At 64.3% G+C, this 22,655-nt stretch carries 17 protein-coding genes; 11 read left to right on the top strand and 6 right to left on the bottom strand.

Annotation, left to right across the window (positions count from 1 at the left end; all coding sequences use genetic code 11):
- The first annotated feature begins 308 nt into the window (after positions 1-308).
- The 3 genes from H7U20_RS25975 (at position 309) to H7U20_RS25965 (ending at position 5,158) form a co-directional block, all read left to right on the top strand.
- A complete protein-coding gene (locus tag H7U20_RS25975; protein ID WP_199762039.1) occupies positions 309-2,408 on the top strand; it encodes a TonB-dependent receptor plug domain-containing protein in 2,100 nt (699 codons plus the stop codon).
- Positions 2,409-2,495: 87 nt separating this feature from the next.
- Positions 2,496-3,470, top strand: a complete 975-nt coding sequence (locus tag H7U20_RS25970) for an ABC transporter substrate binding protein (RefSeq protein WP_199762038.1) — start codon at positions 2,496-2,498, stop codon at positions 3,468-3,470.
- A 2-nt stretch (positions 3,471-3,472) separates the two neighbouring features.
- A complete protein-coding gene (locus H7U20_RS25965) occupies positions 3,473-5,158 on the top strand; it encodes a sensor histidine kinase (RefSeq protein ID WP_199762037.1) in 1,686 nt (561 codons plus the stop codon).
- 12 nt (positions 5,159-5,170) lie between these two features.
- Here H7U20_RS25965 and H7U20_RS25960 read toward each other — a convergent pair whose 3' ends face one another.
- The 3 genes from H7U20_RS25960 to H7U20_RS25950 form a co-directional block, all read right to left on the bottom strand.
- Positions 5,171-6,031: a substrate-binding periplasmic protein gene (locus H7U20_RS25960; protein ID WP_233411096.1), complete on the bottom strand. Its 861-nt coding sequence runs from the start codon at positions 6,029-6,031 to the stop codon at positions 5,171-5,173.
- Between the two features lie 176 nt (positions 6,032-6,207).
- Positions 6,208-6,906: a hypothetical protein gene (locus tag H7U20_RS25955; protein WP_199762036.1), complete on the bottom strand. Its 699-nt coding sequence runs from the start codon at positions 6,904-6,906 to the stop codon at positions 6,208-6,210.
- 436 nt (positions 6,907-7,342) lie between these two features.
- Positions 7,343-7,822: a hypothetical protein gene (locus tag H7U20_RS25950; RefSeq protein WP_199762035.1), complete on the bottom strand. Its 480-nt coding sequence runs from the start codon at positions 7,820-7,822 to the stop codon at positions 7,343-7,345.
- Positions 7,823-8,485: 663 nt separating this feature from the next.
- Here H7U20_RS25950 and H7U20_RS25945 point away from each other — a divergent pair.
- From H7U20_RS25945 to H7U20_RS31020, 4 genes are all read left to right on the top strand, one after another.
- Entirely contained in the window at positions 8,486-9,142 is a 657-nt protein-coding gene (locus tag H7U20_RS25945; protein ID WP_199762034.1) for a hypothetical protein, read from the top strand.
- Positions 9,143-9,231: 89 nt separating this feature from the next.
- Positions 9,232-10,683 carry a hypothetical protein gene (locus H7U20_RS25940; RefSeq protein ID WP_199762033.1) on the top strand — a complete coding sequence of 484 codons (1,452 nt, stop codon included), beginning with the start codon at positions 9,232-9,234 and terminating at the stop codon, positions 10,681-10,683.
- A gap of 262 nt (positions 10,684-10,945) precedes the next feature.
- Complete coding sequence (locus tag H7U20_RS25935; RefSeq protein ID WP_233411095.1) at positions 10,946-11,200, top strand: two-component regulator propeller domain-containing protein; 255 nt, start codon at positions 10,946-10,948, stop codon at positions 11,198-11,200.
- 96 nt (positions 11,201-11,296) lie between these two features.
- Complete coding sequence (locus H7U20_RS31020; RefSeq protein ID WP_199762031.1) at positions 11,297-14,035, top strand: sensor histidine kinase; 2,739 nt, start codon at positions 11,297-11,299, stop codon at positions 14,033-14,035.
- A 60-nt stretch (positions 14,036-14,095) separates the two neighbouring features.
- Here the strand turns inward: H7U20_RS31020 and H7U20_RS25925 are convergent, their stop codons facing one another.
- Positions 14,096-15,331 (bottom strand): tetratricopeptide repeat protein, encoded by a 1,236-nt coding sequence (locus H7U20_RS25925; RefSeq protein WP_199762030.1) that lies wholly within the window; start codon positions 15,329-15,331, stop codon positions 14,096-14,098.
- The gene (locus H7U20_RS25920) at positions 15,247-15,801 is read right to left on the bottom strand and encodes a response regulator (protein ID WP_199762029.1); all 555 of its coding nucleotides are present in this window, start codon (positions 15,799-15,801) and stop codon (positions 15,247-15,249) included. The genes H7U20_RS25925 and H7U20_RS25920 overlap by 85 nt, the downstream gene beginning before the upstream one ends.
- A 353-nt stretch (positions 15,802-16,154) precedes the next feature.
- On the opposite strand from H7U20_RS25920, the gene H7U20_RS25915 reads away from it, so the two are divergent.
- Positions 16,155-18,293 carry a gluconolaconase gene (locus H7U20_RS25915; protein ID WP_370593256.1) on the top strand — a complete coding sequence of 713 codons (2,139 nt, stop codon included), beginning with the start codon at positions 16,155-16,157 and terminating at the stop codon, positions 18,291-18,293.
- Between the two features lie 163 nt (positions 18,294-18,456).
- Here H7U20_RS25915 and H7U20_RS25910 read toward each other — a convergent pair whose 3' ends face one another.
- Positions 18,457-19,512, bottom strand: coding sequence for a hypothetical protein (locus tag H7U20_RS25910; protein WP_199762028.1), 1,056 nt, complete (start codon positions 19,510-19,512; stop codon positions 18,457-18,459).
- Between the two features lie 187 nt (positions 19,513-19,699).
- Between H7U20_RS25910 and H7U20_RS25905 the strand changes: the two genes are divergently transcribed.
- The 3 genes from H7U20_RS25905 to H7U20_RS25895 are packed head-to-tail and all read left to right on the top strand — an operon-like array spanning position 19,700 to position 22,485.
- Entirely contained in the window at positions 19,700-20,890 is a 1,191-nt protein-coding gene (locus H7U20_RS25905) for an acyl-CoA dehydrogenase family protein (protein ID WP_199762027.1), read from the top strand.
- 10 nt (positions 20,891-20,900) lie between these two features.
- A complete protein-coding gene (locus tag H7U20_RS25900; RefSeq protein WP_199762026.1) occupies positions 20,901-22,040 on the top strand; it encodes an acyl-CoA dehydrogenase family protein in 1,140 nt (379 codons plus the stop codon).
- On the top strand, positions 22,033-22,485 hold the full coding sequence (locus H7U20_RS25895) for a MaoC family dehydratase (RefSeq protein WP_199762025.1): 453 nt from the start codon (positions 22,033-22,035) through the stop codon (positions 22,483-22,485). Before H7U20_RS25900 ends, H7U20_RS25895 begins: the two co-directional genes overlap by 8 nt.
- Positions 22,486-22,655 lie beyond the last annotated feature (170 nt).

Raw genomic sequence — 22,655 nt, 5'->3', positions numbered from 1 at the left:
GCGACAATCAATTTACCAATTCAAAACCCCTGCCGCCACCCCCTCCCAGCAAAAAACGTCAAGTCTGTCTTTCCCCACCAAACGCGATGAACCATTTTTTTTGTCGAAAAATAGCCGCGTCCAGCCGCCATCGGCAATCGGCCGATGACTGAATGCTGCGCGCGGCGCATTACTGTTGCTTTTGGAGAAGAGGGCGCCGCGATCGCTTGCCTTTCCAATCGCGCCGGAAGTAAGATTTGGCAGGTCCATCCTGCACGGAGGGTCGATGCAGGACAGCGCCGCCGCCCACCTATTCACCGGGACCGACGATGACACACACGCCTTGGCGCAAGCCCGCCCTGCTGCTGGCGCTGGCCGGCCCCACCCTGGCGCTGGCCGGCCCGGCCGCCGACGAGGACGAGATCGCGCCGGTGATCGGCAACCAGTCCACCATCAGCCTGGCCACCGGCAGCAGCCAGTTGCTGCGCCGCGCGCCGGCGGTGGCGACGGTGATCAGCGCCGAGGATATCGTGGCGAGCGGCGCCAGCGAACTCGACCAGATCATGGAAACCGTGCCGGGCGTGCACGTCAACCGCGGCGCGGTCACCTACGAATCGCTGTACATCATCCGTGGCGTGGGCGGCGGCAGCAACGTCAATCCCCAGGTGCTGATGTTGGTCAACGGCCTGCCGCAGACCGAGATCTACAACGGCGACAAGGGCAATTACGCCAACGCCATCCCGCTGACCAACGTGGCGCGCATCGAGATCATCCGTGGCCCCGGCTCGGCCCTGTACGGCGCCGACGCCTTCGCCGGCGTGATCAACATCATCACCAAGAGCGCGGAACAGTTGCAGGGCAGCCGCGCCGGCATCGGCATCGGCAGTTTCCGCAGCCGCCAGGCCTATCTGCAATACGGCAACGCCGAGCAGCCGGTGGCGGTGGCGGCCTTTCTGCAACTGGCCCGCTCCGACGGCCTGGACAGCGTCGTCGGCGCCGATGCGCAAACCCTCAACGACGGCCGCTTCGGCACCAAGGTCAGCCGCGCGCCCGGCGCCGTCAACGCCGGCTACGACGCGGTCGACGGCAACCTGGACCTGAGCTACGGGCGTTGGCAATGGCGCAATATGCTGCAACTGCGCAGCGATGTCGGCTTCGGCGCCGGCGTCAATTCCGCGCTCGACCCCGACCACAAGGGGCGCTGGCGGCGCATGTCCAGCGCGCTGGCCTGGAGCGCCCCCGATGTCGCCGAACAGTGGGGTCTGGGCGCCGAATTGTCGGCCATCTACATGGCCGAGCAGACCCCCGACGGCCTGGGCCTGTTCCCGCCCGGCGCCCGGCTGGGACCGAACCTGTTCCCCGACGGCTTGATCGGCGGCCCGGCGCGTTGGCAGCGCAATCTGCGCGCCTCGGCCTTCGCCAGCTACGGCGGCTGGCGCGGCCATCAGGTGCGGGCCGGGCTGGGCCACGAAGACTTGACCCTGTATGCGACCGCCACCTTCAAAAATTTCCTGATCTCGCCGACCGGCGTGCCCCTGCCGACCGGCGCGGTGATCGATTACAACCCGATCCAGCCGCACATCCGGCCGCAGCGCCGCAAGGTCGATTACCTGTATCTGCAGGATGAGTGGCAGGTCGGGCGCGACTGGGCGCTGACCGCCGGCCTGCGCCGCGACCAGTTCTCCGACTTCGGCTCGACCACCAATCCGCGCCTGGCCCTGGTCTGGGACGCCAGCCTCGACATCACCGCCAAGCTGCTCTACGGACGGGCCTTCCGGGCGCCCAATTTCGCCGAGTTGTACGGCATCAATCCCGTCGTCAACGGCAACGCCAAGCTGAAGCCGGAAACCATCGCCACCGCCGAGCTGGCGCTGAGCTGGCAACTGCGCCGCAACCTCAACGCCAGCCTGAACCTCTACCATTACGCGATGGACAGCATCATCAGCACCGTGGCCAACGCCACGCCCAACACCGGCGCCAGTTACCAGAACGCGGGCCGGGCCAGCGGCCGCGGCGCGGAGCTGGAACTGGCCTGGGACATCGCCCGGCAATGGCGCTGGTCGGGCAACTATGCGCGGCAGAACGTGCTCGACAAGAAGAGCGGGCGGGATGCCGGCTATGTGCCGCGCCACCATGTCTACAGCCGGCTCGAGTGGCGTCCGGCCGCCGGCTGGCTGCTCAGCACCCAGGCCGACCGGGTGGCCAAGCGCCAGCGCGCCGTCGGCGACGCGCGCGCGCCGCTGGCCGACTACACCACGCTGGACGCGGCGCTGGCCTACCAGCACGGGCCATGGACCTTGCGCGCCAGCGTCCACAACCTGGGCAACGCCGATGTGCGCGAACCGAGCCTGGGACCGGGCCTGACCCTGCCCGGCGATCTGCCGGGGCCGGGCCGCGCCCTGCTGCTGCAGCTGAGCCGTGCTCTCTAGCGTGGGTGAAACTTATGTTGACCCTGCAATAAGCCTGGTTGATACTTGTCCAAGCAACTATTTCCATGAAAGAGAGTGAATCCGTCCATGCGACCAGACCAGGCCGATCCCGCCCGCCGCCGCCTGCTGCGCCGGCTGGCGCTGGCCGCCTGTTGGCCCGGGATCGGCGTGGCCGCCCACGCGCAAAGCCAGCGCGACCAGGGCCTGGCCGTGCTCTATCCCGAGGTGGCCGAGCCGTTCCGCAGCTTCTTCGCCAAGATCCTCGACGGCATCGACGAGAAGCTGCAAGTCAAGACCTATAAACTGGCCGTGCCCGGCGGCGCCGACGTCGCGGCCACCGTGGCCGAGCTGCGCCGGCGCGAGCTGAAAGTGGTCATCGCGCTGGGCCGCGCCGGCCTGCGCGCCGCCAGCGCCCTCGACCGTGGCGTCGAGTTGGTCGGCGGCGCGGTGATGCGCCCCGGCGAGGGCGAGGCGCGCGAGGCGACCGTGCTCAGCCTGGCGCCCGATCCCCTGCTGCTGCTGCGCCGCCTGAAAACCCTGCTGCCGGGCGTCAAGCGGGTGAGCGTGGTCTATTCGCCGCGCAACAGCGGCTGGTTGCTGGCCTTCGCCCAGGACGCGGCGCGCCAGAACGGCCTCGAGCTGCAGGTCCAGCCGGTCGAGGATATCAAGGCGGCCTTGCGCGGATATCAGGATTTCTTCGCCCGCGCCAGCCCCCACGATGCGCTGTGGCTGCCGCAGGACCAGGTCGCCGTCGACGAATCGGTGGTGCTGCCCTTCGTGCTGCAGGAATCCTGGAACCGCTCCCTGCCGCTGTTTTCCAGCACCTCCGAGCATGTCCGCCGCGGCGTGCTGTTCTCGCTGTATCCCAACAACCTGGAGCTGGGCCGCAGCTTGGGCGCGCTGGCGCTGGCCCGCTTGGCCAAGGACAACGCCGGCGCCCACGGCCTGCTACCGCTGCGCGATGTGCATGCGGCGCTCAACACCCGCACCGCCACCCACCTGGGCGTGGAGTTGACGGCGCAGTTGCAGCGCGGCTATGAACTGCTAGTGCCGGAGCGCTGAGCATGGCCAGCCTGCGCCTGCTCGAGCGTTTCCGCAATGGCACCTTCCGCCGCCAGCTCAGCGTGGTGGTCTCGGTCGGCGTGCTCAGCGTGGCGACCGTGTCGGCGCTGATCTCGTCCTGGCAGGGCAGCGTGCAGGCGCGCGGCACCCTGGTCGAGCAGGGCCTGAACCTGGCGACCGGGCTGGCGCAGCAGAGCCAGCTGGCCCTGCTGACCGACGGCGCCGAGAACGCCAGCGAGGCGATGCAGCGCGCGCTGGCCTTTCCCGATGTGCTGAGGGTCGAGCTGCTGCGCGCCAACGGCCAGTTGCTGGTGGCGCGCGGCGCCGAGCTGCCGCTCGCCCCGCTGCAGCCCGGCACCGGGGAGCAGGCCCCGCGCCTCGAATCGGAAACCGACACCGCCTGGAGCTTCGTGGTGCCGGTGCGCACCCGGCCGGGCGAGGCTTCGCCCTTCGACGGCGCCGACGCCGCCCCGGAACTGCTGGGTTTTGTGCGGGTCACCCAGGGCAAGCAGGCGCTGGCGCGGCTGGTGCGCCGCATGGCCCTGGTCAACTTCGGCGCCGGCCTGCTGCTGGCCGCGCTGATGGTGGCCGGGCTGCGCATGCTGGCCCACCGGCTGACCGAGCCGCTGGGCCGCTTGTCGCAGGTGATGGCCAATGCCGGCGCCGGCCGGCTCGGCCAGCGCGCCAGCCTGGACGGCCCGCGCGACATCGCCAGCATGGCCCAGGTGTTCAACGACATGATGCGGAGCCTGGAGCAGCGCGAGCAGGAGTTGCAGTTCAAGAACGCGGAGCTGGCCCGCCATGCCGAGACGCTCGAGCAGCGCGTGGCCGAGCGCACCCAGTCGCTCAGCAGCGCCCACCTGGCCGCGCAGGAGGCGCTCGACCATCTGCGCCTGGCCCAGGGCCGCCTGGTCGAGTCGGAAAAGCTGGCCTCGCTGGGACGGCTGGTGGCCGGCGTCGCGCACGAACTCAACACGCCGATCGGCAATGCGCTGATGGCCGTTTCCACCCTGATCGAGGAGCAGGACCACATCGTCCAGGCGATCGGCGCCGGGCAGGTGCGCAAGTCCGAACTGCTGGCGACCTTCCAGACCATCGCCTTCGGCAACAACCTGGTGTTCAACAATGTGCAGCGGGCGGCCGACATCATCGGCGGCTTCAAGCAGTTGGCGGTCGACCAGACCACCGAAATGCGCCGCCGCTTCATGCTCGACGAGGTGATCGCCGAACTGCTCGCCAGCATGCAACCGATGTTCCGCAACACCAATTTCCGCATCGAGCGCGAGCTGGAGGAGGGCTTGCAGATGGACAGTTATCCCGGCCCGCTGGGCCAGGTGATCGCCAACCTGGTGCAGAACGCCAAGCTGCATGCTTTCGACGGGCGCGAGCACGGCGTGCTGACGGTGCGCTGCCGCGCCTGCGGGCCGCAGCGGGTGCGGATCGAGTGCAGTGACGATGGTGCCGGCATCCCCGCCGAGGTGCGCGCACATATCTTCGAAGCCTTCTTCACCACCAAGCTGGGCCGTGGCGGCACGGGCTTGGGCATGCAGATCGTCCACAATATGGTCAACGGCCTGCTGGGCGGCGAGATCGCCGTCGAGAGCGAACCGGGCCAGGGCACCCGGGTGCTGATCACCCTGGCGCGCCAGGCGCCGCCGCATCCGTCCGCTTCCGCCGGCGCCCAGTGAAGCGGCCGGACCTCAATTGCGGCAGGCTTTGAGGTTGGCGGGCGGGCGGAAGCGGCAATCGAGGTCGACGAAGAAATCGCGCGAGGTGCCGTATTTCCGCCGGTAGCGCTCGACAATACGGTCGATTTCTCCGTTGCGGTAGATTTCCGCCACGCCCCGCTCGAACAGGTCGCGTTGCTCCGCCGTGTGGAAGGCCATCCAGTAAGCATTGCCGGGGCCGAGGATGTCGTGGAAGGCCAGCTTGTCCATTTGCGCCGGGGCGTCCGGCACCTGCTGGCTCAGGTAGTAGAGGAAGATGTCGCGCTGCGAAATGATCACGTCTGTGCGCTGGAGCAACAGCGCGGCGGACGGCATGACATTGGTTTCGCGGTAGTTGGGGCTGCGCTCCACCGCCGCCCGGTAGGCCGGCCCCAGCATCTGGCGCGCACGGGCGAAGGCGGTGATGCGCCAGCGCGACAATTCCTCGACGGCCTGCATGGCGGGAATATGGCTGCGCAGCGTGATCGCCATATTGCGGAAATTGGAGACCGGCCAATGGCTCAGGATCGCCTTGCCGGCGATATCGGGGCGGGCGTTGGCGCTAACGTCGACGGTGCCGTCCCGCAAGGCCAGGTTCAAGCGTACCTGGGGCATGTATAAGAACTCGGCCCGCACGCCCTGCGTGGCGAAGGCGGCGCGCAAGACGTCGACCAACAGGCCGGATTGCTCGTCCGGCAAGACAAACGGCGCGATCATCGAGTGCATGCCGACTTTCAGCGTCGCCTGGGCGGCCGTGGCCTCGTCCGCCGCATGGACGGGCGCCAGCGTCAGGGCGGCCGTCAACAGCGCCGCCAGCAGGCCCTGTCCATACCGCGCAGATAGTTTCTTCCACATAGGCCGTTCCCGTGTCCGCCAACATTGTCCCTGGGTCCCTATTTTAGAGGCATTTGCGGCGGCAACCGGGGCATTGTCCGGTCACCGCAGGTGAATGTTGCTCAAATGAATGGATTCCGCGCCATCCCAGCAACAGCGGCCTGGGAAGCCGGCGTGGCGAATCCGCTGCCCGCTCTCTACAGCTTGACCTTGTTGCCCTTGGCCGCGCGCTCGATCTCTTCCTGATGCGCTTTCACTGCGGCGACAAGCAATGCGCGCTCGTCAAGCAGGCGCTGACCTTCATAGGTCGCCACATGGATTTCCGAGGCGAGGGCGCCCGGACCGGCAATGATGTTGGACGAGGTGGCGGTACCGCATTGTGGTCGCGGGGTGACACTCTCGATCGGCGACTGCGCACTGACGGCGCATTCCATATTGCCCAGTGGCGCACCGGCTGTCGTGTAGGCCCACAGTAGGCTGCTCGGGCTGCCGCGGAAAGTCGGCTGGCCATACTTCCCGATGAGGCTGTCGACAGCGCCCTGATGCAGCACGCCGTTGCCCAACTTCAGCACACGCGTAATAAAAAGAGCTTTCTTCGACAGGTGGCCAAAGGTGACAACTATTTCATCTTTGCATGGCCCGTTCGGCGCCGGCGAGCTACAACCACGAATCTTCGCCAGGGAGGCGGGGACACCGGGCCGGGCGTTCCAGCTCGCCAGGTCGACTATCTTCATCGTGGCGTCATGTGATTTAAGCGCCGCGCGCGCCTCGTCCGGTGACATGCCCAGCCTAAGCCCGACGATGTCGACGGCCTTGGCCTGGCCGAAGGACGGCCCGGCCAAGCCCAATGTGGCGAGTGCCATCGCCGCGGTCAGCAAAAATTTCGTGTTTTTCAAGTGCGCTCCTTTGCATGGGGCGGTAAGCCCCAGGGTGAATTAGCAATTTTACGGAAATGCAAAAAATGCAATTTAGTATAGCAATGCTCCAAATTGGAAGTCAAATCGGGAAGGCATGAGCGTTTGCGCAGGGCGGCATCGGCCTGGAGTGACAATTCGTGAATTTTGCACATGGGCAAAATGTTATCCTGAATGCCATCAGCTGAGCTCGGCCAGCAGCCGCCGTTCGGTATGTGCCAAAACGGCGGAACGTATGGATTGGCGAGCATCACCTGACGCCTGGGGTGGTGTATTCCGGGCAATCAGTCTAATTCGGTTGAAACCGCTCGACTTCGGTCTAAAAGAGTCGATAATCGCCGAGGCGCCAAATTTTATAGACTGAATTCGCCTTCGCGAAGAAATCTTGGGACCGGATTAGACTTTCCGCCTTTTTGAATTAGACCGAATTGTACATCTTGCTTATTTTTTTAGACCGCATTCGCAGCTGATCATCAATGCGGGACCTGCAATTGGCGGCGCGAACCCAGTAGCCGTCGCCAGGAAAGCGCAGCCAGACGAAGCGCCACGCGTTGCGTCCGTTTGTGTGGCGGTTGGCGAACAGTGACGGAGTCAACGCTGTGCCATCGTCGGAAACGATGTGGTCGCCAACCACCTTGGCGAATTCGATGCTATCGCGATAGCTTGTTCGTAGGCTGGTTCCGTCGGGCAGGAAGACTTTCTTCCATTGAAAGCCGCGCATTGCTGTGCCATTTTTGCGCAGCGCGAGTCGCTCCATGTCAACCGCCAGCCAGCGTTGCACGAGTTCTGTCACAAAGGCTTCAGGCTTCACACCGGGACGGGTATCCATCAAATGGAGTTCTAGATCCAGGAAATCGCATGTGGGCAGGTAGACAGCTTGCTTCGGTTCACATTCCATGATTCAATCCTTCCGATATGGGTCTAAAAATTAGACTGAGCAATGGGAATTTAGTTCGTTTTAGATTTTCGCCTCGGAGAACGGGACCATATTAGACTTGCGCTGTGAATTTTTAGGCCGTTTTCGACAAGCGCCTATGAATTTCGGACTGGATTCGCCTCGAATAGCTTCAAATAGACTGAAATAGACCAATTTCTGATTTGAAGTACCCCGCCCAAGAAGGGGCCGTGAGCGCTCGCGAATTTCTGCGAAGAGGCGGTTTCCACTTAAGGTGAAAATGTGTAAGTTTGGCAGAAGAGTAAACTGCTATACAGAACGCCGTTGGCCGGCTTCGGCCAGAAGCAGCCGCACACGAACGAGCCTTTTTTTAGGAATGGCAGAGGGAAACGCTAGCACGTGCATTAATTCTGGCGACAAAATATGTGGACGGTCGCACCTGTGACGACGCGTTGGACGACGATATTGCGGCTCTCGAGAGCGTTTCGGATGAATTGAAAAGATGTTCAATGGATGAAAAGCGTTGCCTTATCCGCGTTGCAAAAGAGCTAGGATTCGAGTCGTGGCCGGATGAAATGGGAATTGTGTAAATTTAGAAATCAAACACATCTTCCGCTTACGGCCAGCAGCAGACATTGGACTAGATTTTAAGATAGAGAGGAATGTATGTCGTTCGATGTACCAGAACCATCAAAAGGTGATGTAGCACATGCTTTAACTAAGGCTGGGCTGTCTGTTATTCCCGTAGTCGGAGGGCCAGCCGTTGAACTCTTCCAATTACTAGTCCAGCCACCTCTAGAACGCCGTCGCACCGCATGGATGGAACAAGTTGGACAGAAACTCCTTGAGCTGGAAGCACAAGGGTTAGACCTGTCAAAATTGCAGGAAAACGAGCAATTTGTAACCGCTGTTATGCAAGCTTCATCTGCCGCGATTCGAACTCATCAACATGCGAAATTGGATGCGCTGAAAAACGCGATTATCCATATTGCTATAGGCGAAGGACCAGAAGAAACGTTCCAGCATATTTTGCTAGGCTTCATCGATGAGTTTTCCGAGATGCACTTCCGGGTCTTGGCTTTTGCTCATGCGCCCGTTGCACCTGCTGGCATCACAATGGGAAGTCTTTCTAATGTATTGGAAGACAATATACCTACGCTGCGTGGGAAAAATACGTTATACAACCAAATTTGGCAAGACCTTTACGTTCGTGGCCTAGTGAGCACCGAAGGATTAAATACCACGATGAGTGGGAATGGATTGTCACAGAGTAGGACTTCGCCGATTGGAGTAACGCTTTTGAATTTTATTTCTGATTCCTAAAGTGCGTAGTGCGCTTTCGACCACAAGCCGACAAATGCGATTTTTATAAATAGTGAAATAAAGTTATCAATAACAACAGAGGGCGACCTATGTCCAAGAAGATTCTCACGGTTGGTATGGAATTGGCTTCAGACAATGCTGCGATGGAAGCGTTCGACTCCAAGGTCTCGTTGCTTGACTGGGATCTCATTCTTTTTAGACCAGATATTTCTGATAGTTTGTACTCCACCGACTATTACCAAGGCAAGCCGAGCCTTGGCGACTCAGCGTCATTTTTGCTAAAGGAGAAATGCGAACATTGGCGTCGTGAAATCAAGCAAGCTGTCGACTCCGGTAAGAATGTTTTCATTTTCCTTTCCGCTATCAAAGAAGTCTATGTAGACACGGGACAGCGCCAGCACTCTGGTACAGGGCGCAATCGCGCGACGACGCGCATCGTTGACCTATATAGTAATTACGCAACGGTGCCTCTGGATTTGAAACCGGTAAATACGAATGGCAAGGCAATGAAGCTGAGCACTCTAGGGGCGGAAATACTCGCCCCATACTGGGACGAATTTTCTGAAAACTCATCTTATGCGGTGCTACTTGATAAGACGATTCCGGGAATATGTTTGACTACGAAACACGGCGACAAGCCGGTAGGAGCGATTATTCGTGCCAAGCATTCAAATGGTGCATTGGTCCTTTTACCAGACGTAGAATTCTACGCAAGCGACTTTCTTGAGGACGATGACGAAGAAGGGGCGAAATGGACAGCAAAAGCCGAAGAGTTCGCCGTTCGTTTTCTCAGCACGGTCAGCAATCTGGACAAGGCGCTGAAAAGCACAACAGAGGTTACTCCTGAGCCTCTTTGGGCGGCTGAATCGGCATATATTCTTGCCCAAGAGCAGGTGTTGAAGCTTAAACTACTAGAGGCAGAACGAAGAGTTGAAGAAGCTCAGCGAGAAAAAGAGGCGCTTCAGGACGCGGTAAATGGGGCAGGCACACCAAGAGCCTTGTTATTCGAGAAGGGAATGCCGCTAGAAACCGCCATTGTGGAAGGTCTGAAGGCTTTAGGTTTTACCGCTGCGCAATTCAAGGATGGTGCTTCTGAGTTCGATGTTGTGTTTGAATGTGCTGAGGGGCGACTGCTAGGAGAAGCCGAAGGGAAAGATACGAAAGCGGTGAATGTGGATAAGCTAAGACAACTGGCGATGAACATTCACGAAGATTTGCAAAGGGAAGAAGTCACTGCTCCTGCGAAGGGGGTGCTATTTGGTAATGGATACCGACTTACTCCGCCATCGGAGCGTAAGACTCAGTTTACGGACAAGTGCATTACGGCCGCAACTTCTCAGGTTACAGCTTTGGTCACTACTTCAAGCTTATTTAAAGCAGTGAAGTATATATCTGGTCAAGAAGATGATGAGTATGCATCCAAATGCCGAGCAGCTATGTTGATAGGGATTGGTCTTGTTGAAATGCCCGAGCCACCGAACTGCCAAGTTGTGCAAGTATCGGATGATACGTCCATCGGGAATGTGCATCAAGTTGCGTAGCGATTGTGGAGATGTTTAGCTTCGCATATTTAGGACTGACCGCTTTGGGGCGGAAGCGGAAGTTCAGTAGGCCGGCTCACCAGCCAGTTCACCGATGAACGCCTGATCCGAGGGGCGACCGTCATCTTGTCTACGCTCCACGCTCCACGCTCCAAGCCGATCCGTCCCGCGCTGCGGGCAGGAATCGCGCCATATATTCATTTCCCAATCAATAATTTCACAATATAATCTTTGCTTTCTATTACCATCTTCGGATGACCAGTTGGCAATGTATTTCCACTTCCGCAACGCGGCGCCGCGTCCTTGGCACTGCCTTTTCCTGTTTTTGCTGCTCGGCCTGCTGTTGACGCGGCCGGCCCGGGCGCTGGACCCCAACGTGCGCCTGGAGGATTTCCGCCACGATACCTGGCGCATGAAGGATGGCGCGCCGAGCGGCATCACCAGCATGGCCCAGACGGCCGACGGCTGGCTGTGGATAGGCACCCAGGCCGGGCTGTACCGCTTCGACGGCCTGTAGTTCGAACGCTATCAATCGCCAACCCAGCAACGCCTGCTGAGCAAACGCATCTCCACGCTGACCGGCAAACCCGACGGCGATCTGCTGATCGGCTACGTGGACGGCGGCGTCAGTCAAATACACCGGGGCGAACTCAGCCATCTGACGGTGAAGGGCGGCAGCCAGGTCACGATGGTGTTCGAGATGACGCCGGATGTCGACGGCAGCCTGTGGGTGGCCACCAGCACCGGCCTCATGCACTACGCGCAGGGCGTCTGGAGCAAGGCCGGCGCCGCTTGGGGCTTGGCCGAGAGGACCAGCCAGGAAAGCACCCTGGACCAGTATGGTCAGTTCTGGGTGCAGAATGACGGCTTTTGGTTCAAGCTGGACCGCGCGAACAAGCGCTTCCATGCGGTCCTCGATGGGGCGGGGGAGCAGAACGGGCCCTTGTTCTTTTCCCCCGACGGGCGCATGTGGGTGCGCCAGGGCAATCTGATCCGCAGCGTGCCGGCCGCCGCGGCCGGTCCGGTCCGGCCGCGCGTGGAGGCGCGGCGCTACTTGACCCGGCAAACCGGCAACCTGTTCGACGCCGACGGCAATCTGTGGCAGGTCTTGTCGCCGGCCGGCATCGTGCGCATCCGGCGGCAGGACATCCCGGCCGGCGACAGCTTCGACTTCACCACCTTGCCGGCCGAGCGCATGGACCAAGCCTGGCAACTGAGCAGCGTCACGCTGACCAGCTTGCTGGAGGACCGCGAGGGCAACCTCTGGGCCATGTCGAGCACGGGCTTGGAGCGCTTCCGCCACAACAAAATCCGCACCCTCCGGCCGCCGGCCGGGGCCGAGTACTTGAGCCTGGCGGCCGATGACGGCGGCACCATCCAGGTCGGCGCCGAAAACATGGACGGTGTGTGGGCCATCTCCACCGGCGCCGCGCCGCCGGCCTTGCGCCACGGTGCGCGCAGCCTGATCAACAGCGGGCGCGATGGCGCCATCTTCACCGCCACGCCGCGCGGCATCGAGCGGCGGCGGCAGGGGCGCACCGTGTTGCTGCCCATGCCGCCGGCCTGCGCCGGCACCAGCCACGTGCGTGTCAACCGCATCGTCGAGGACTTCGACTCGACCTGGGTCGGCGTCGGCGGCTGTGGCTCGTTCCGCCACGTCGACGGCGCATGGCGGCCGTTCGCCGACTATGGCCTGCCCGCCAAGGAGAGCTATATGGCGTCGGCGCCGGACGGCGGCATGTGGTTCAGCTACCGCAACGGCGAACTGTGGCGCTTCAAGGACGGCAAGACCGAGCGCTACGGAGCGGCCGAGGGCCTCAACCTGGGCGCCCTGCGCTACATCGATACCCGCGATGGCGTGCTGGTGTCGGGCAACGACGGCAGCGCGGTGTTGCGCCAGGGCCGCTTCGAGCCCTTGCGCGGCGACGATCCCGACGCGCTGAGCAACATCGGCGGCATCGCCGTGGCCGCCACCGGCGAGCGCTGGATCAATGCCGGCAGGGGCTTGTTGCGCGTCGCGGCGGCCGATTGGCGCGCCAGCATGGCCGACCCGCGCACGCCGCTGCGCTTCGAAACCTTTGCCGTCATGGACGGCTATCCCGGCACGGCGAGCATCTGGCTGGGCACGCCGAATATCGCTTTCGACGCCGGTGGCCGGCTGTGGTTTGTCGGCACCGAGGGCATCGGCAGCGTCGATCCGCGGCGCTTGTACCGCAATCGCCTGGCGCCGCCGGTGCAGATCGTCGACCTGGCCGTCGACGGGCAGCGCTACCGGCTCGATCGCGCGGTGCGGCTGGTGTCGGGGAGCGGCCGGCTGAACATCCGTTTCGCGGCGCTGGGGCTGACCAGCCCGGAGCAGTTGCAACTGCGCTATCGGCTGGAGGGCGTCGACACGGCGTGGCAGCAGGCCGGCCTGGCGCGCTCGGTGTCATACGACAATCTGGCGCCGGGGTACTATCGCTTCGCCGTCAAGGCCGCCAACGAGGACGGCGTGTGGAACGAGGCGGGCGCCACGCTGAACTTCGAGGTGACGCCGCGTTTCACGCAAACGGTCTGGTTTTATCTGCTGTGCCTGGGCGCCGTCGGCGGCCTAGGCTATGTGCTGTACGCGCTGCGCATGCGCCAGGTGGTGCGCGGCATGAACGCGCTGCTGAAGGAGCGCCTGCGCGAACGCGAGCGCATCGCCCGCGCCCTGCACGACAGCCTGTTGCAGAGCGTGCAGGGTTTGATCCTGCTGTTCCAGGGCGTCAACCGCAAGCTGCCGGCCGGCAGCGACACGCGGGCGCGCATGGAGGCGGTGCTGGTGCAGGCCGACACGGTGATGAGCGAGGGCCGCGACACGGTCATGGGCCTGCGCCGCAGCATGGTGTCCGGCTTCGATCTCGGCCCGGCCTTGGGGCAACTCGGCGCGGTGTTCGAAAACCAGTTCGGCGTGCCCTTCAGCTTGCGCGCGACGGGCCAGGCGCGGCCGCTGCGCGAACGCGCCGCCGAGGAGATCTACTTCATCGGCCATGAGGCCTTGTGCAACGCCTACCGGCACGCCGGCGCGCGGCACATCGAGCTGGAGCTCGACTACGGCGCCGATCGGCTGAGTCTGCTGGTGCGCGACGACGGCCGCGGCATCGCGCCGGAGGTGCGCCAAGCCGGCGGCAAGGCCGGCCACTGGGGCCTGGTCGGCATGCGCGAGCGCGCCGCCAGCATCTCCGCCGGCATCGAGTTCGGCAGTCCACCGGCGGGCGGCACGCAAGTGCGCCTGCACGTTCCGGCCAGCCGAGCCTACGCCGTCAAGGCGCGCTTGAGGCTGTGGCAACGGCTGCGCGCCGGCCTGTCGCGCGGCCGATTGCATGGCTAGTGCGGCAAGCTGCATTTTTCCCGTCGCTACCCGCGGATGCCCGATCAGCGCCATAGTCTTCTAGTCGCCGGTCGGATTGGGGACGGCACGTCGCCCAAGTCCGGCGCCGGTATCGGCACCCAGCGTCGCCAGCTGTTCGTGGAGTTCCACATGCCGGGGCAGGCCGGGCGCTACCTTGCTGACCTGGGCCAGGACCTCGGCCGCCTCAATCGCCAGGCTGGGGTCGTAGCCGCGCTTCTGCACGTGCGAGATCAGGATTTGCGCCGTGTTGAGCAGGACACGTAAATTGCCCGGCAATTTTTTCCGCTCCGCGCGCATCCATTCGACCGCTTCCTCCAGCCGGTCGGTCTTCCACAGCAGCACGCCTTGGTTCATGATCTCGGTCACTTCTTTGCGGGCGGCCGCGATCATCGCCGCGCCCTCGTCGGGCATGCCCACATAATCAAAGACTTTCTGCACCTCGTCGCTGATGGCCTTGACGTTGTCGTTGTTCTGGATGGTGTAGTAGAGCAGTTTGACTGCGGGCTCCTTGCCGCCCACTTCGAACAGCAGGGTGGCGATATCCATGCAGGTGTTCGGTTCCGGCAGGTCGGCGGCGCTGGCGGCGGCCAGCATGGCTTCGAGTTCCTGCCCGATGGCGCGGGCCCGGTGTGCATCGCCGTTGTCCAGGTAGATCAGGCCCTCCGTGATCCTGGCGCGCAACTGGCTCGATCCGCCGGAAAACTTCTTCTGCACCGTCGCCAGAATCTGCATGGCCTCTTGCGGCGACTGTTTGAGACCGCAGACCCGCGCCAGCCCGAAATAAGGATCTGAGGTCCTATTGATCGAGTGCTCGCCCACGGTGATGCATTTGCGGAAGGCTTTTTCGGCCATCGTCACGTCGCCCAGTCGCAGGGACACTTCGCCCAACCCTTTTTGCCGGAGCACGGAATTGGGGGACAGCTTGGCCGCCCTTTCCAGCACACCGCAGGCCTGTTCTGACTGGCCCAGGCACTTGTGGGCGGCGGCCAGCTGGTCGTAGGCGTCGAGATAGAGCGGGTTCTCGGCGATGACTTCCTGGAACATCTGGCAGGCCAGGAGGTGTTCGCCGTCCTGCAGCAGGATTTTCGCCAGACCCACCTTGGCCCAGGTGAATTCCCGCGCCAGCAGGATGTGCTCGTAGATGGCGCGGGCCTCATTCCGTTCGCCGCATTTGAGCAGCAGGCTGGCCTTCATGCGCAGCAGATCATTTTCGTACAGACTGTTGCCGGCGATCTGGAAGTCGCACAGCATGGCGGCGCCGGCATAGTCGTGCATGGCGTAAGCCTGGTCGATATTTTTGAAAACCTGTTTTTTTTCCACAAACGATTCAGGCGGGTGGTGAGGATGCCTTCGGTGATGGGTTTGATCAGGTAGGCGTCGGGCAGATGTTCCGCCGTGCCAATCACATTCTCCGCGCCTTTCTCGGCCGACACCATGATGAACATGGCGCTGGGCATGAGCGTATTTTTGCTGCGCGCCTCTTCCAGGATCTGCTGGCCATTCCGGCCTTCGTCGAGATGATAGTCGCACAGCACGATGTCGTAGCGCTTGTTGGTCAGCATGGCGATGGCTTCGGCGCCGTCCGACGCCTGGTCGATATACTTGGCGCCCATATTGCGCAAGCTCTCGCGCAGCAACTTGCGGATGCCGGAGCAATCGTCGATCAACAAGTAGTGCTTGTCGGCCCAGTTGACGGACGCGGTGGTCGACGCGCTGGGCGCGCTACGGGCAATCATGTGATCCATGCAATTTCCTCCTGCGGGAGCGAGACGCCACTGCGCTGTCGCTATCAAGGTGCGGTCCGCCAAAGCGTAAGCAGGTATTATCCTCCCAAAATCCGCTATTGCTGGAAAGGTAGTCAGGCAGGTAATGCGATTTTGCAACATCATGTGGCGGGGGCGGATGTCAACGCGACCTGGCCGCCCGAGCCGGCCTGGAGGACTGCGTTTTACTCCCGGCGGACGCGCTTGTGGCGCCCTGCGCCGGGGCGCCGCGATTGCTCCGGCACGCCGGCGCTCTTGCTCGGCGCGCGGCATTGTTACCGAGCGCTGAATCGGGTAAGCTGCCCGTCGTTAAAACAACCACCAGGCCCAGGCTAGTGACCCCAATTCAATTCAAGCTCAGCATCGCGGCGCTGGCCGTGGCCGGCGCGCTGGTCGGCGGCGTCGTCGCCTATTCCATCGCCCCGCACGGCGAGCAAGCCGCCCCGGCCGCCGCCGTCGACAAAATCGCCACCGTCCGCCTGTGGCCGGCGCGCGTCGCCACCCTGGCCGGCGACGGCAGCTCCGGCGGCGAGGAGGGCGCCAAGGCGCGCTTCGCCGACCCCTTCGGCGTGGTGCTCGACCGCGCCGGCAACCTGTACGTGGCCGACGCCGGCGGCAACAACCGCATCCGCAAGATCGCCCCGGACGGCACGGTCAGCAGCGTCGCCGGTTCGACCGAGGGCTATGCCGAGGGCGGCGGCGCGGCCGCCGCCTTCAACACGCCGTCCGGCCTGGCCATCGATGGCGCCGGCAACCTCTACGTGGCCGACACCGGCAACAACGCCATCCGCAAGATCACGCCGCAGGGCCAGGTCAGCACGCTGGCCGGCGACGGCCTGGCCGGCTTCCGCGACGGCAAGGGCGCGCAGGCGCAGTTCAACGGCCCGCTGGGCGTGGCGGTGGACGCCGCCGGCGTGGTCTACGTGGCCGACACCTACAACGACCGCATCCGCCGCATCGCGCCGGACGGCACGGTCAGCACCATCGCCGGCGGCGCCCGTCCGGGCCTGGCCGACGGACCGGCGGCGCAGTCGCTGTTCGACACGCCGTGCGCGCTGGCCTTGACGCCGAACGGCGAGCTGTTGATCGCCGATACGCAGAACAACGCGCTGCGCAAGCTGACCCTGGGCGTCAACGGCCAGGTCAGCACCGTCGCCGGCGCCGACAAGAAGGACCGCGAATCCCTGCTGCGCCGGCCGATGGCGCTGGCGGTCACGCACGACGGCGTGATCTACGTGGCCAGCGGCGGCCACGGCGCCGTGGCCCAGCTGGCGCCGGGCGCCGAGGCGGCCGCGCTGGTCGACGTCGACCATCCGGCCGAGCCCGGCTATGGCGGCGACGGCACGGTGCGCTTGTACGCGCCGCGCGGCATGGCGCTGGCGCCGGACGGTTCCTTGTACCTCAGCGACGCGGCGACCTTCCGTGTGCACCACATCGCGCCGCCCCGGCCGGGTCAGGTGGCGGCGGCGGCACCGGTGCCGGCCGCGCCGGTCTGGGCCCAGCCGATGTTGTGGCCGGTCAAGCCGCAACAGCAGGTGCACGAGGTGGTCGGGTTGATGGGCGAGGTGCGCGGCAACTTCGACGGCGAGAGCCGCGACCATTTCCATGCCGGGCTGGACGTGCAGGCGGCCGTCGGCGCGCCGGTGCTGGCGGTGGCCGCCGCCAAGGTGCGCGACCCCTTGCCGAACTGGGCTTTCGGCGGCCTCAGCGAGGGCTTGGCCATCGACAGCCTGGCCTACATCCACATGCGGGTCGGCCGCAACGCCAAGGACGAGCCGCTCGACGGCCGTTTCCAACTGCTGGCCGACGAGAGCGGCAAGCCGGGCCGCATCCGCGTCAAGCGCGGCACCCGTTTCGACAGCGGCGACACGCTGGGCACGGTCAACCGCATGGCCCACGTGCATCTGGACTACAGCCCGAACGGCGACGATCTCAATCCGCTCAGCCTGCCATTCATCGGCATGCGCGACACGGTGGCGCCGCAGATCCACAGCATCGCCCTGAGCGACGGCGGCGGACGCGAGTTGCAGCGCAAGCAGGGTGGCCGGCTGGCCGTGGCGCGCAGTCTGGGCGAGGTGGCCATCGCGGTGGACGCTTTCGACCTGGTCGACGGCAACCAGGCGCGGCGCCGGCTGGGCCTCTACAAGCTCGGCTACCAAGTGTTGGCGGCCGACGGCAGTCCGCTGGCCGGCTTCGAGCAGCCGCGCGTCATGCAACAGTACGACCGCTTGCCGCGCAATTCGGAGGCGGTCAAGCTGGCCTACGCCGCCAGCAGCGGCATCACCGTGCACGGCAGCAAGGAGACGCGCTTCGTCTATGCGTTGAACAACCAGATGCTGGCCGGCCGCGTCACGCCGGGCATGTGGCGGGTGGCCGACCTGGCGCCGGGCAATTACACGCTGCGCATCCTGGCGGCCGACTATGCCGGCAACGTCGCCACCCAGGGCCGCGACCTGGCCATCGCGGTCGAGTAAACGGCGAAACGGCGCGGCGCGGCGCGGCGGCGGCCGGCATGGCCGCCACCGTTCGGCGCGCGTCGTTCGGCACTATTTTTCGGCTGCTCATTGGACAGTTTGAGCTGCTGCTTGAGCGCGTCCCTGAGCGTGCCCGCCGGCAAGCGCGTGACGTGCTTGCTCGTCAATTGCTGGCGGAAACATCAACCAAGGCCGCCTTGTAGTCGCCCACCGCGCTGCCCAGGTCGGAAATGTTCTGGAGCGCGATCAAGAAGTTGTCCAGCGCGTTCAAGGGGTCCGCATTCGGTTCCCTGGCCGCCTTGATGAAGGCGGCATACGATACCCGCAGTCCTTCGTTTGGATCTTCTATCAGCGCGGTGCCCGACACGTTCTGCAGTTTGACGTAGCGCACCACAAATTGCGTGTAGGCGTCCGCCGCGTTCAGCTGCGGCGAGGGAATCCGCAAGGTCGGGTTGGCCCGGTAGGCGGCGAGATCGAGGTAGTGGCCAAAGGCGCGGCGCGCATAATAGGTCCGCGTCGCTTGAATCGCCGTCTCGAAGCCGCGCTCTTTCCCCAGCAAGTCCAGGGCCCGGGTGATTTCCGCTTCGTGCGCAGTGACGTAGACTTTGACCGCCTCCGCTCGCTTTTGGGTTTCCGCAATCTGGGCGATCTTCGCCGGAATCGCCAGCAGGGCCAGCAGCGCGTCCACCGCCGGCAGAAGCGGGATCGCCGAGGGTTGCAGTTGGCCGGTGAAGGCGAGGTCTTGCTTCACTCGCGGCCCGCATTTTTTTGTCAATTCCGCCTGCAGCGCGGCATAGTCCGTTGGCGCCGCCTTGGCCTTTTTGATGTCGGCGATGGCCTCGTCCAACTGGCGAATATTGCGAATCGAGGCGCCGAGCGATGCCTCGGGCGCCGCTGCCAGGGCGCTGATTTGTTCGTTGTAGGCTTGAAACACCTTGGCGGCAATTACCGCCGAGTAGAACGGTGGAGTGCAAACGGCGGCAGTGAAGGCGGCAAGCTCGTCGGCGGTGCCGCCGATTTGTTGCAGGGTCACCGTGCGGCCCCAACCGAGCGCGTCGCTGGCCCGCTGGGCATCCTGGGCGGCGCCGACCAGGGCGGTGATGTTGGACGAGGCATTGGTCGGCAGCTTGTTGACGCTGGGCGTGCTGCAAGCGGTAAATATCGTGGTGCCACACAAGATGGCGGCGATTCGTCCTGCACGTTTGCTATTTTGGAACATAGATCCTCCGTTTGGCCCGGTGAAATTGATTGTCAATTTGATAGTAATATCATACCGTAGCACATTGCCATGGCATAGGGGCATCTATGCACGGAGGGAAAAAATGCCGCGAACGGTGCGACTTTATGCGGTACAATTTATTTTGAACGGTCGTGCTTTTTTATGCCGAGAAAAATAAGGAGACAGCATGGATTTGAACTATACGGCCGAGGATCTGGCCTTCCGCGACACGGTGCGCGCCTTCCTCGACGCCAATCTGCCCGGCGATCTGCAGCACAAGGTGCGCATGCACCTGCGCCTGCAAAAGGACGACTATGTGCGCTGGCACCGCATCGTCGCCAAACAGGGTTGGGCCGCGCCGGCCTGGCCGGTCGAACACGGCGGCCCGGGCTGGAACGCCACCCGGCGCCACATCTGGGAAGAGGAGTGCGCCCGCGCCGGCACGCCGCCGATCCTGCCGTTCGGCGTCAACATGGTGGCGCCGGTCATCATGGCCTTCGCCAACGAGGCGCAGAAAGCCTACTACCTGCCGCGCATCCTGAGCTGCGAGGACTGGTGGTGCCAGGGTTATTCGGAACCGGGCGCCGGCTCCGACCTGGCGTCGCTGAAGACCACCGCCGAGCGCGTCGGCGAGCATTACATCGTCAACGGCCAAAAGACCTGGACCACGCTGGGCCAGCACGCCGACATGATCTTTTGCCTGGTGCGCACCGACGGCAGCGTGCGCAAGCAGGAGGGCATTTCCTTCCTGCTGATCGATATGAAGACGCCGGGCATCACCGTGCGGCCGATCATCATGCTCGACGAGGACCACGAGGTCAACGAGGTCTTCTTCGACAACGTCAAGGTGCCCGTGGAGAACCTGGTCGGCAAGGAAAACAAGGGCTGGACCTACGCCAAATACCTGCTGGGCCACGAGCGCACCGGCATCGCGGCGGTGGGCCGCTCCAAGCGCGAACTGCTGTTCCTCAAGAAGGTGGCGACCGAGCATCTGAAGCACGGCAAGCCGCTGCTGCAGGACCCGCTGTTCGCCGCCAAGGTGGCCAATCTGGAGATCGAGCTGATGGCGCTGGAGACCACGGTGCTGCGCGTCATCACGCAGGACGCGCACGCGCCGGGCCCGGAGGCGTCGATGCTGAAGGTGCGCGGTTCGGAGATCCAGCAATGGTTGACCGAGTTGATGGTCGAGGCGCTGGGACCGAACGCGCTGCCCTTCGACACCGCCTATCTCGACGGCAGCGCCGAGCACGCCCTGAGCGGCGACGACGCCGCCGCGCCGCTGGCCGGCTACTACTTCAATTTCCGCAAGACGTCGATCTACGGCGGCTCCAACGAGATTCAGAAAAACATCATTACCCAGATGATTCTGGGTCTGTGAGGGGACAGGCATGGACTTTACTTTCAAAGAAGAACAGAAGCAATTCGCCGACGCCCTGCGCCGCTGGGTCGACAAGGACTACGGCTTCGCCGCGCGCCAGCGGATCATCCATTCGCCGGCCGGCGTGTCCGACGCGGCCTGGGCCACCTTGAGCGAACTGGGCATGACGGCCTTGCCGGTGGCCGAGGCGCAAGGCGGCTTCGACGGCACGGCGGTCGACCTGCTGCTGGTGATGCAGGAGCTGGGGCGCGGCCTGGTGGTCGAGCCCTACCTGGCCACGGTGCTGGGGGCGCGCTTCCTGAGCCTGGCCGGCGGCCACGAGGCGGCGCTGCAACAGGTCGCCAGCGGCGAGCTCAAGCTGGCCTGCGCGCTGGGCGAACAGCAGGCGCGCCACGACCTGCACGACATCAAGACGCTGGCCACGGCCGGCGACGCCGGCTTCGTGCTCGACGGCACGAAAACCGTGGTCGTCCACGGCGGCCAGGCCGGCGCGCTGATCGTCTCCGCGCGCAGCGCCGGCGCCCAGCGCGACACGGACGGCATCTCGCTGTTCCTGCTGCCGGCCGGCAGCGCCGGCGTCAGCGTGCGCGACTACCGCACCATCGACGGCCAGCGCGCCGCCACGGTCACGCTGAACCGGGTCGGCGTGCCGGCCTCGGCCTTGCTGGGCGCGGCCGGCGCCGGCTGGGACATCCTCGACGCGGCGGCCGACTACGGCGCCACCTTGTTGTGCGCCGAGGCGGTCGGCGCGATGGACGCGATCTTCGCCGCCACGCTGGAATACCTGAAGACGCGGGCGCAGTTCGGCGCGCCGATCGGCAAGTTCCAGGCGCTGCAGCACCGCATGGCCGACATGTTCATCCACCTCGAACAGGCCCGTTCGATGGCCATGCTGGCCGCCGTCAAGGTCGATTCGGGCGACGCCGAGGAGCGCCGCCGCGTGGTCTCGGCGGCCAAGGTGCGCGTCGGCCAGGCGGCCACCTTCGTCGGCCAGCAGGCGGTGCAACTGCACGGCGGCATGGGCGTCACCGACGAACTGCCGGCGGCCCACCACTTCAAGCGCCTGAGCATGATAGCGCTGACCTTGGGCGACGCCGACCACCATCTGGAGCGCTTCATCGCCCAGCCCGGCTTCGCCCGTTATGCGTGAGCTGGCCACGCTGGAGGCGATGAAGGCCCTGGTCGGGCAGGAGGTGGCCGTGTCCGACTGGGTGGAGATCAGCCAGCAGCGCGTCGACCTGTTCGCCGAGGCCAGCGGCGACCATCAATGGATCCACGTCGACGCCGAGCGGGCGGCGCGCGAGTCGCCGTTCGGCGGCACGGTGGCGCACGGCTTCATGACGCTGGCGCTGGTGCCCAGCATGTTGGTCAACGCGCTGCACCTGGCGGACATGAAGATGGGCATCAACTACGGCCTCAACAAGGTGCGCTTCCCGGCCCCGGTGCCGGTCGGCAGCCGGCTGCGGGCGCGCCTGACGATCCAGGCCATCGAGGACATCGAGGGCGGCGCGCAGGTCGAGTGGGGCGTGGTGATCGAGCGCGAGGGCGGCGCCAAGCCGGTCTGCGTGGCCGAATTCCTGATGCGGCGCTACTGAGGCGTAAGCGGCGGCGGCGAGAAACCCCAGCGGCTGAGACTGGGGTCGGACCCCGAGGGTCCGACCCCGGCAGTTGCCGCTGGGTGGTTTTGGCGCCGCTGGCGCAGGCGGCGCTCAGTCGTGGCCGCCGGCGCAGCCGGTGCTCAGTCGTGGCCGCTGGCGCAGGCGGC

The sequence above is a fragment of the Rugamonas violacea genome (genome assembly GCF_016461825.1).
Taxonomy (GTDB): domain Bacteria; phylum Pseudomonadota; class Gammaproteobacteria; order Burkholderiales; family Burkholderiaceae_D; genus Rugamonas.
The sequence above is the reverse complement of the archived record's forward strand: the minus strand, read 5'-3'. Positions and strand labels throughout refer to the sequence as shown.

What these genes read in the sequence shown, in the direction of transcription:
- H7U20_RS25895 (WP_199762025.1), top strand. Translation starts at nt 22,033, where the DNA reads ATGCGTGAGCTGGCCACGCTGGAGGCGATGAAGGCCCTGGTCGGGCAG.
- H7U20_RS25925 (WP_199762030.1), bottom strand. Translation starts at nt 15,331, where the DNA reads ATGCACGACTATGCCGGCGCCGCCATGCTGTGCGACTTCCAGATCGCC.
- H7U20_RS25950 (WP_199762035.1), bottom strand. Translation starts at nt 7,822, where the DNA reads ATGGAATGTGAACCGAAGCAAGCTGTCTACCTGCCCACATGCGATTTC.
- H7U20_RS25905 (WP_199762027.1), top strand. Translation starts at nt 19,700, where the DNA reads ATGGATTTGAACTATACGGCCGAGGATCTGGCCTTCCGCGACACGGTG.
- H7U20_RS25965 (WP_199762037.1), top strand. Translation starts at nt 3,473, where the DNA reads ATGGCCAGCCTGCGCCTGCTCGAGCGTTTCCGCAATGGCACCTTCCGC.
- H7U20_RS25975 (WP_199762039.1), top strand. Translation starts at nt 309, where the DNA reads ATGACACACACGCCTTGGCGCAAGCCCGCCCTGCTGCTGGCGCTGGCC.
- H7U20_RS25900 (WP_199762026.1), top strand. Translation starts at nt 20,901, where the DNA reads ATGGACTTTACTTTCAAAGAAGAACAGAAGCAATTCGCCGACGCCCTG.
- H7U20_RS25945 (WP_199762034.1), top strand. Translation starts at nt 8,486, where the DNA reads ATGTCGTTCGATGTACCAGAACCATCAAAAGGTGATGTAGCACATGCT.
- H7U20_RS25940 (WP_199762033.1), top strand. Translation starts at nt 9,232, where the DNA reads ATGTCCAAGAAGATTCTCACGGTTGGTATGGAATTGGCTTCAGACAAT.
- H7U20_RS25920 (WP_199762029.1), bottom strand. Translation starts at nt 15,801, where the DNA reads ATGGATCACATGATTGCCCGTAGCGCGCCCAGCGCGTCGACCACCGCG.
- H7U20_RS25970 (WP_199762038.1), top strand. Translation starts at nt 2,496, where the DNA reads ATGCGACCAGACCAGGCCGATCCCGCCCGCCGCCGCCTGCTGCGCCGG.
- H7U20_RS25960 (WP_233411096.1), bottom strand. Translation starts at nt 6,031, where the DNA reads ATGTGGAAGAAACTATCTGCGCGGTATGGACAGGGCCTGCTGGCGGCG.
- H7U20_RS25910 (WP_199762028.1), bottom strand. Translation starts at nt 19,512, where the DNA reads ATGTTCCAAAATAGCAAACGTGCAGGACGAATCGCCGCCATCTTGTGT.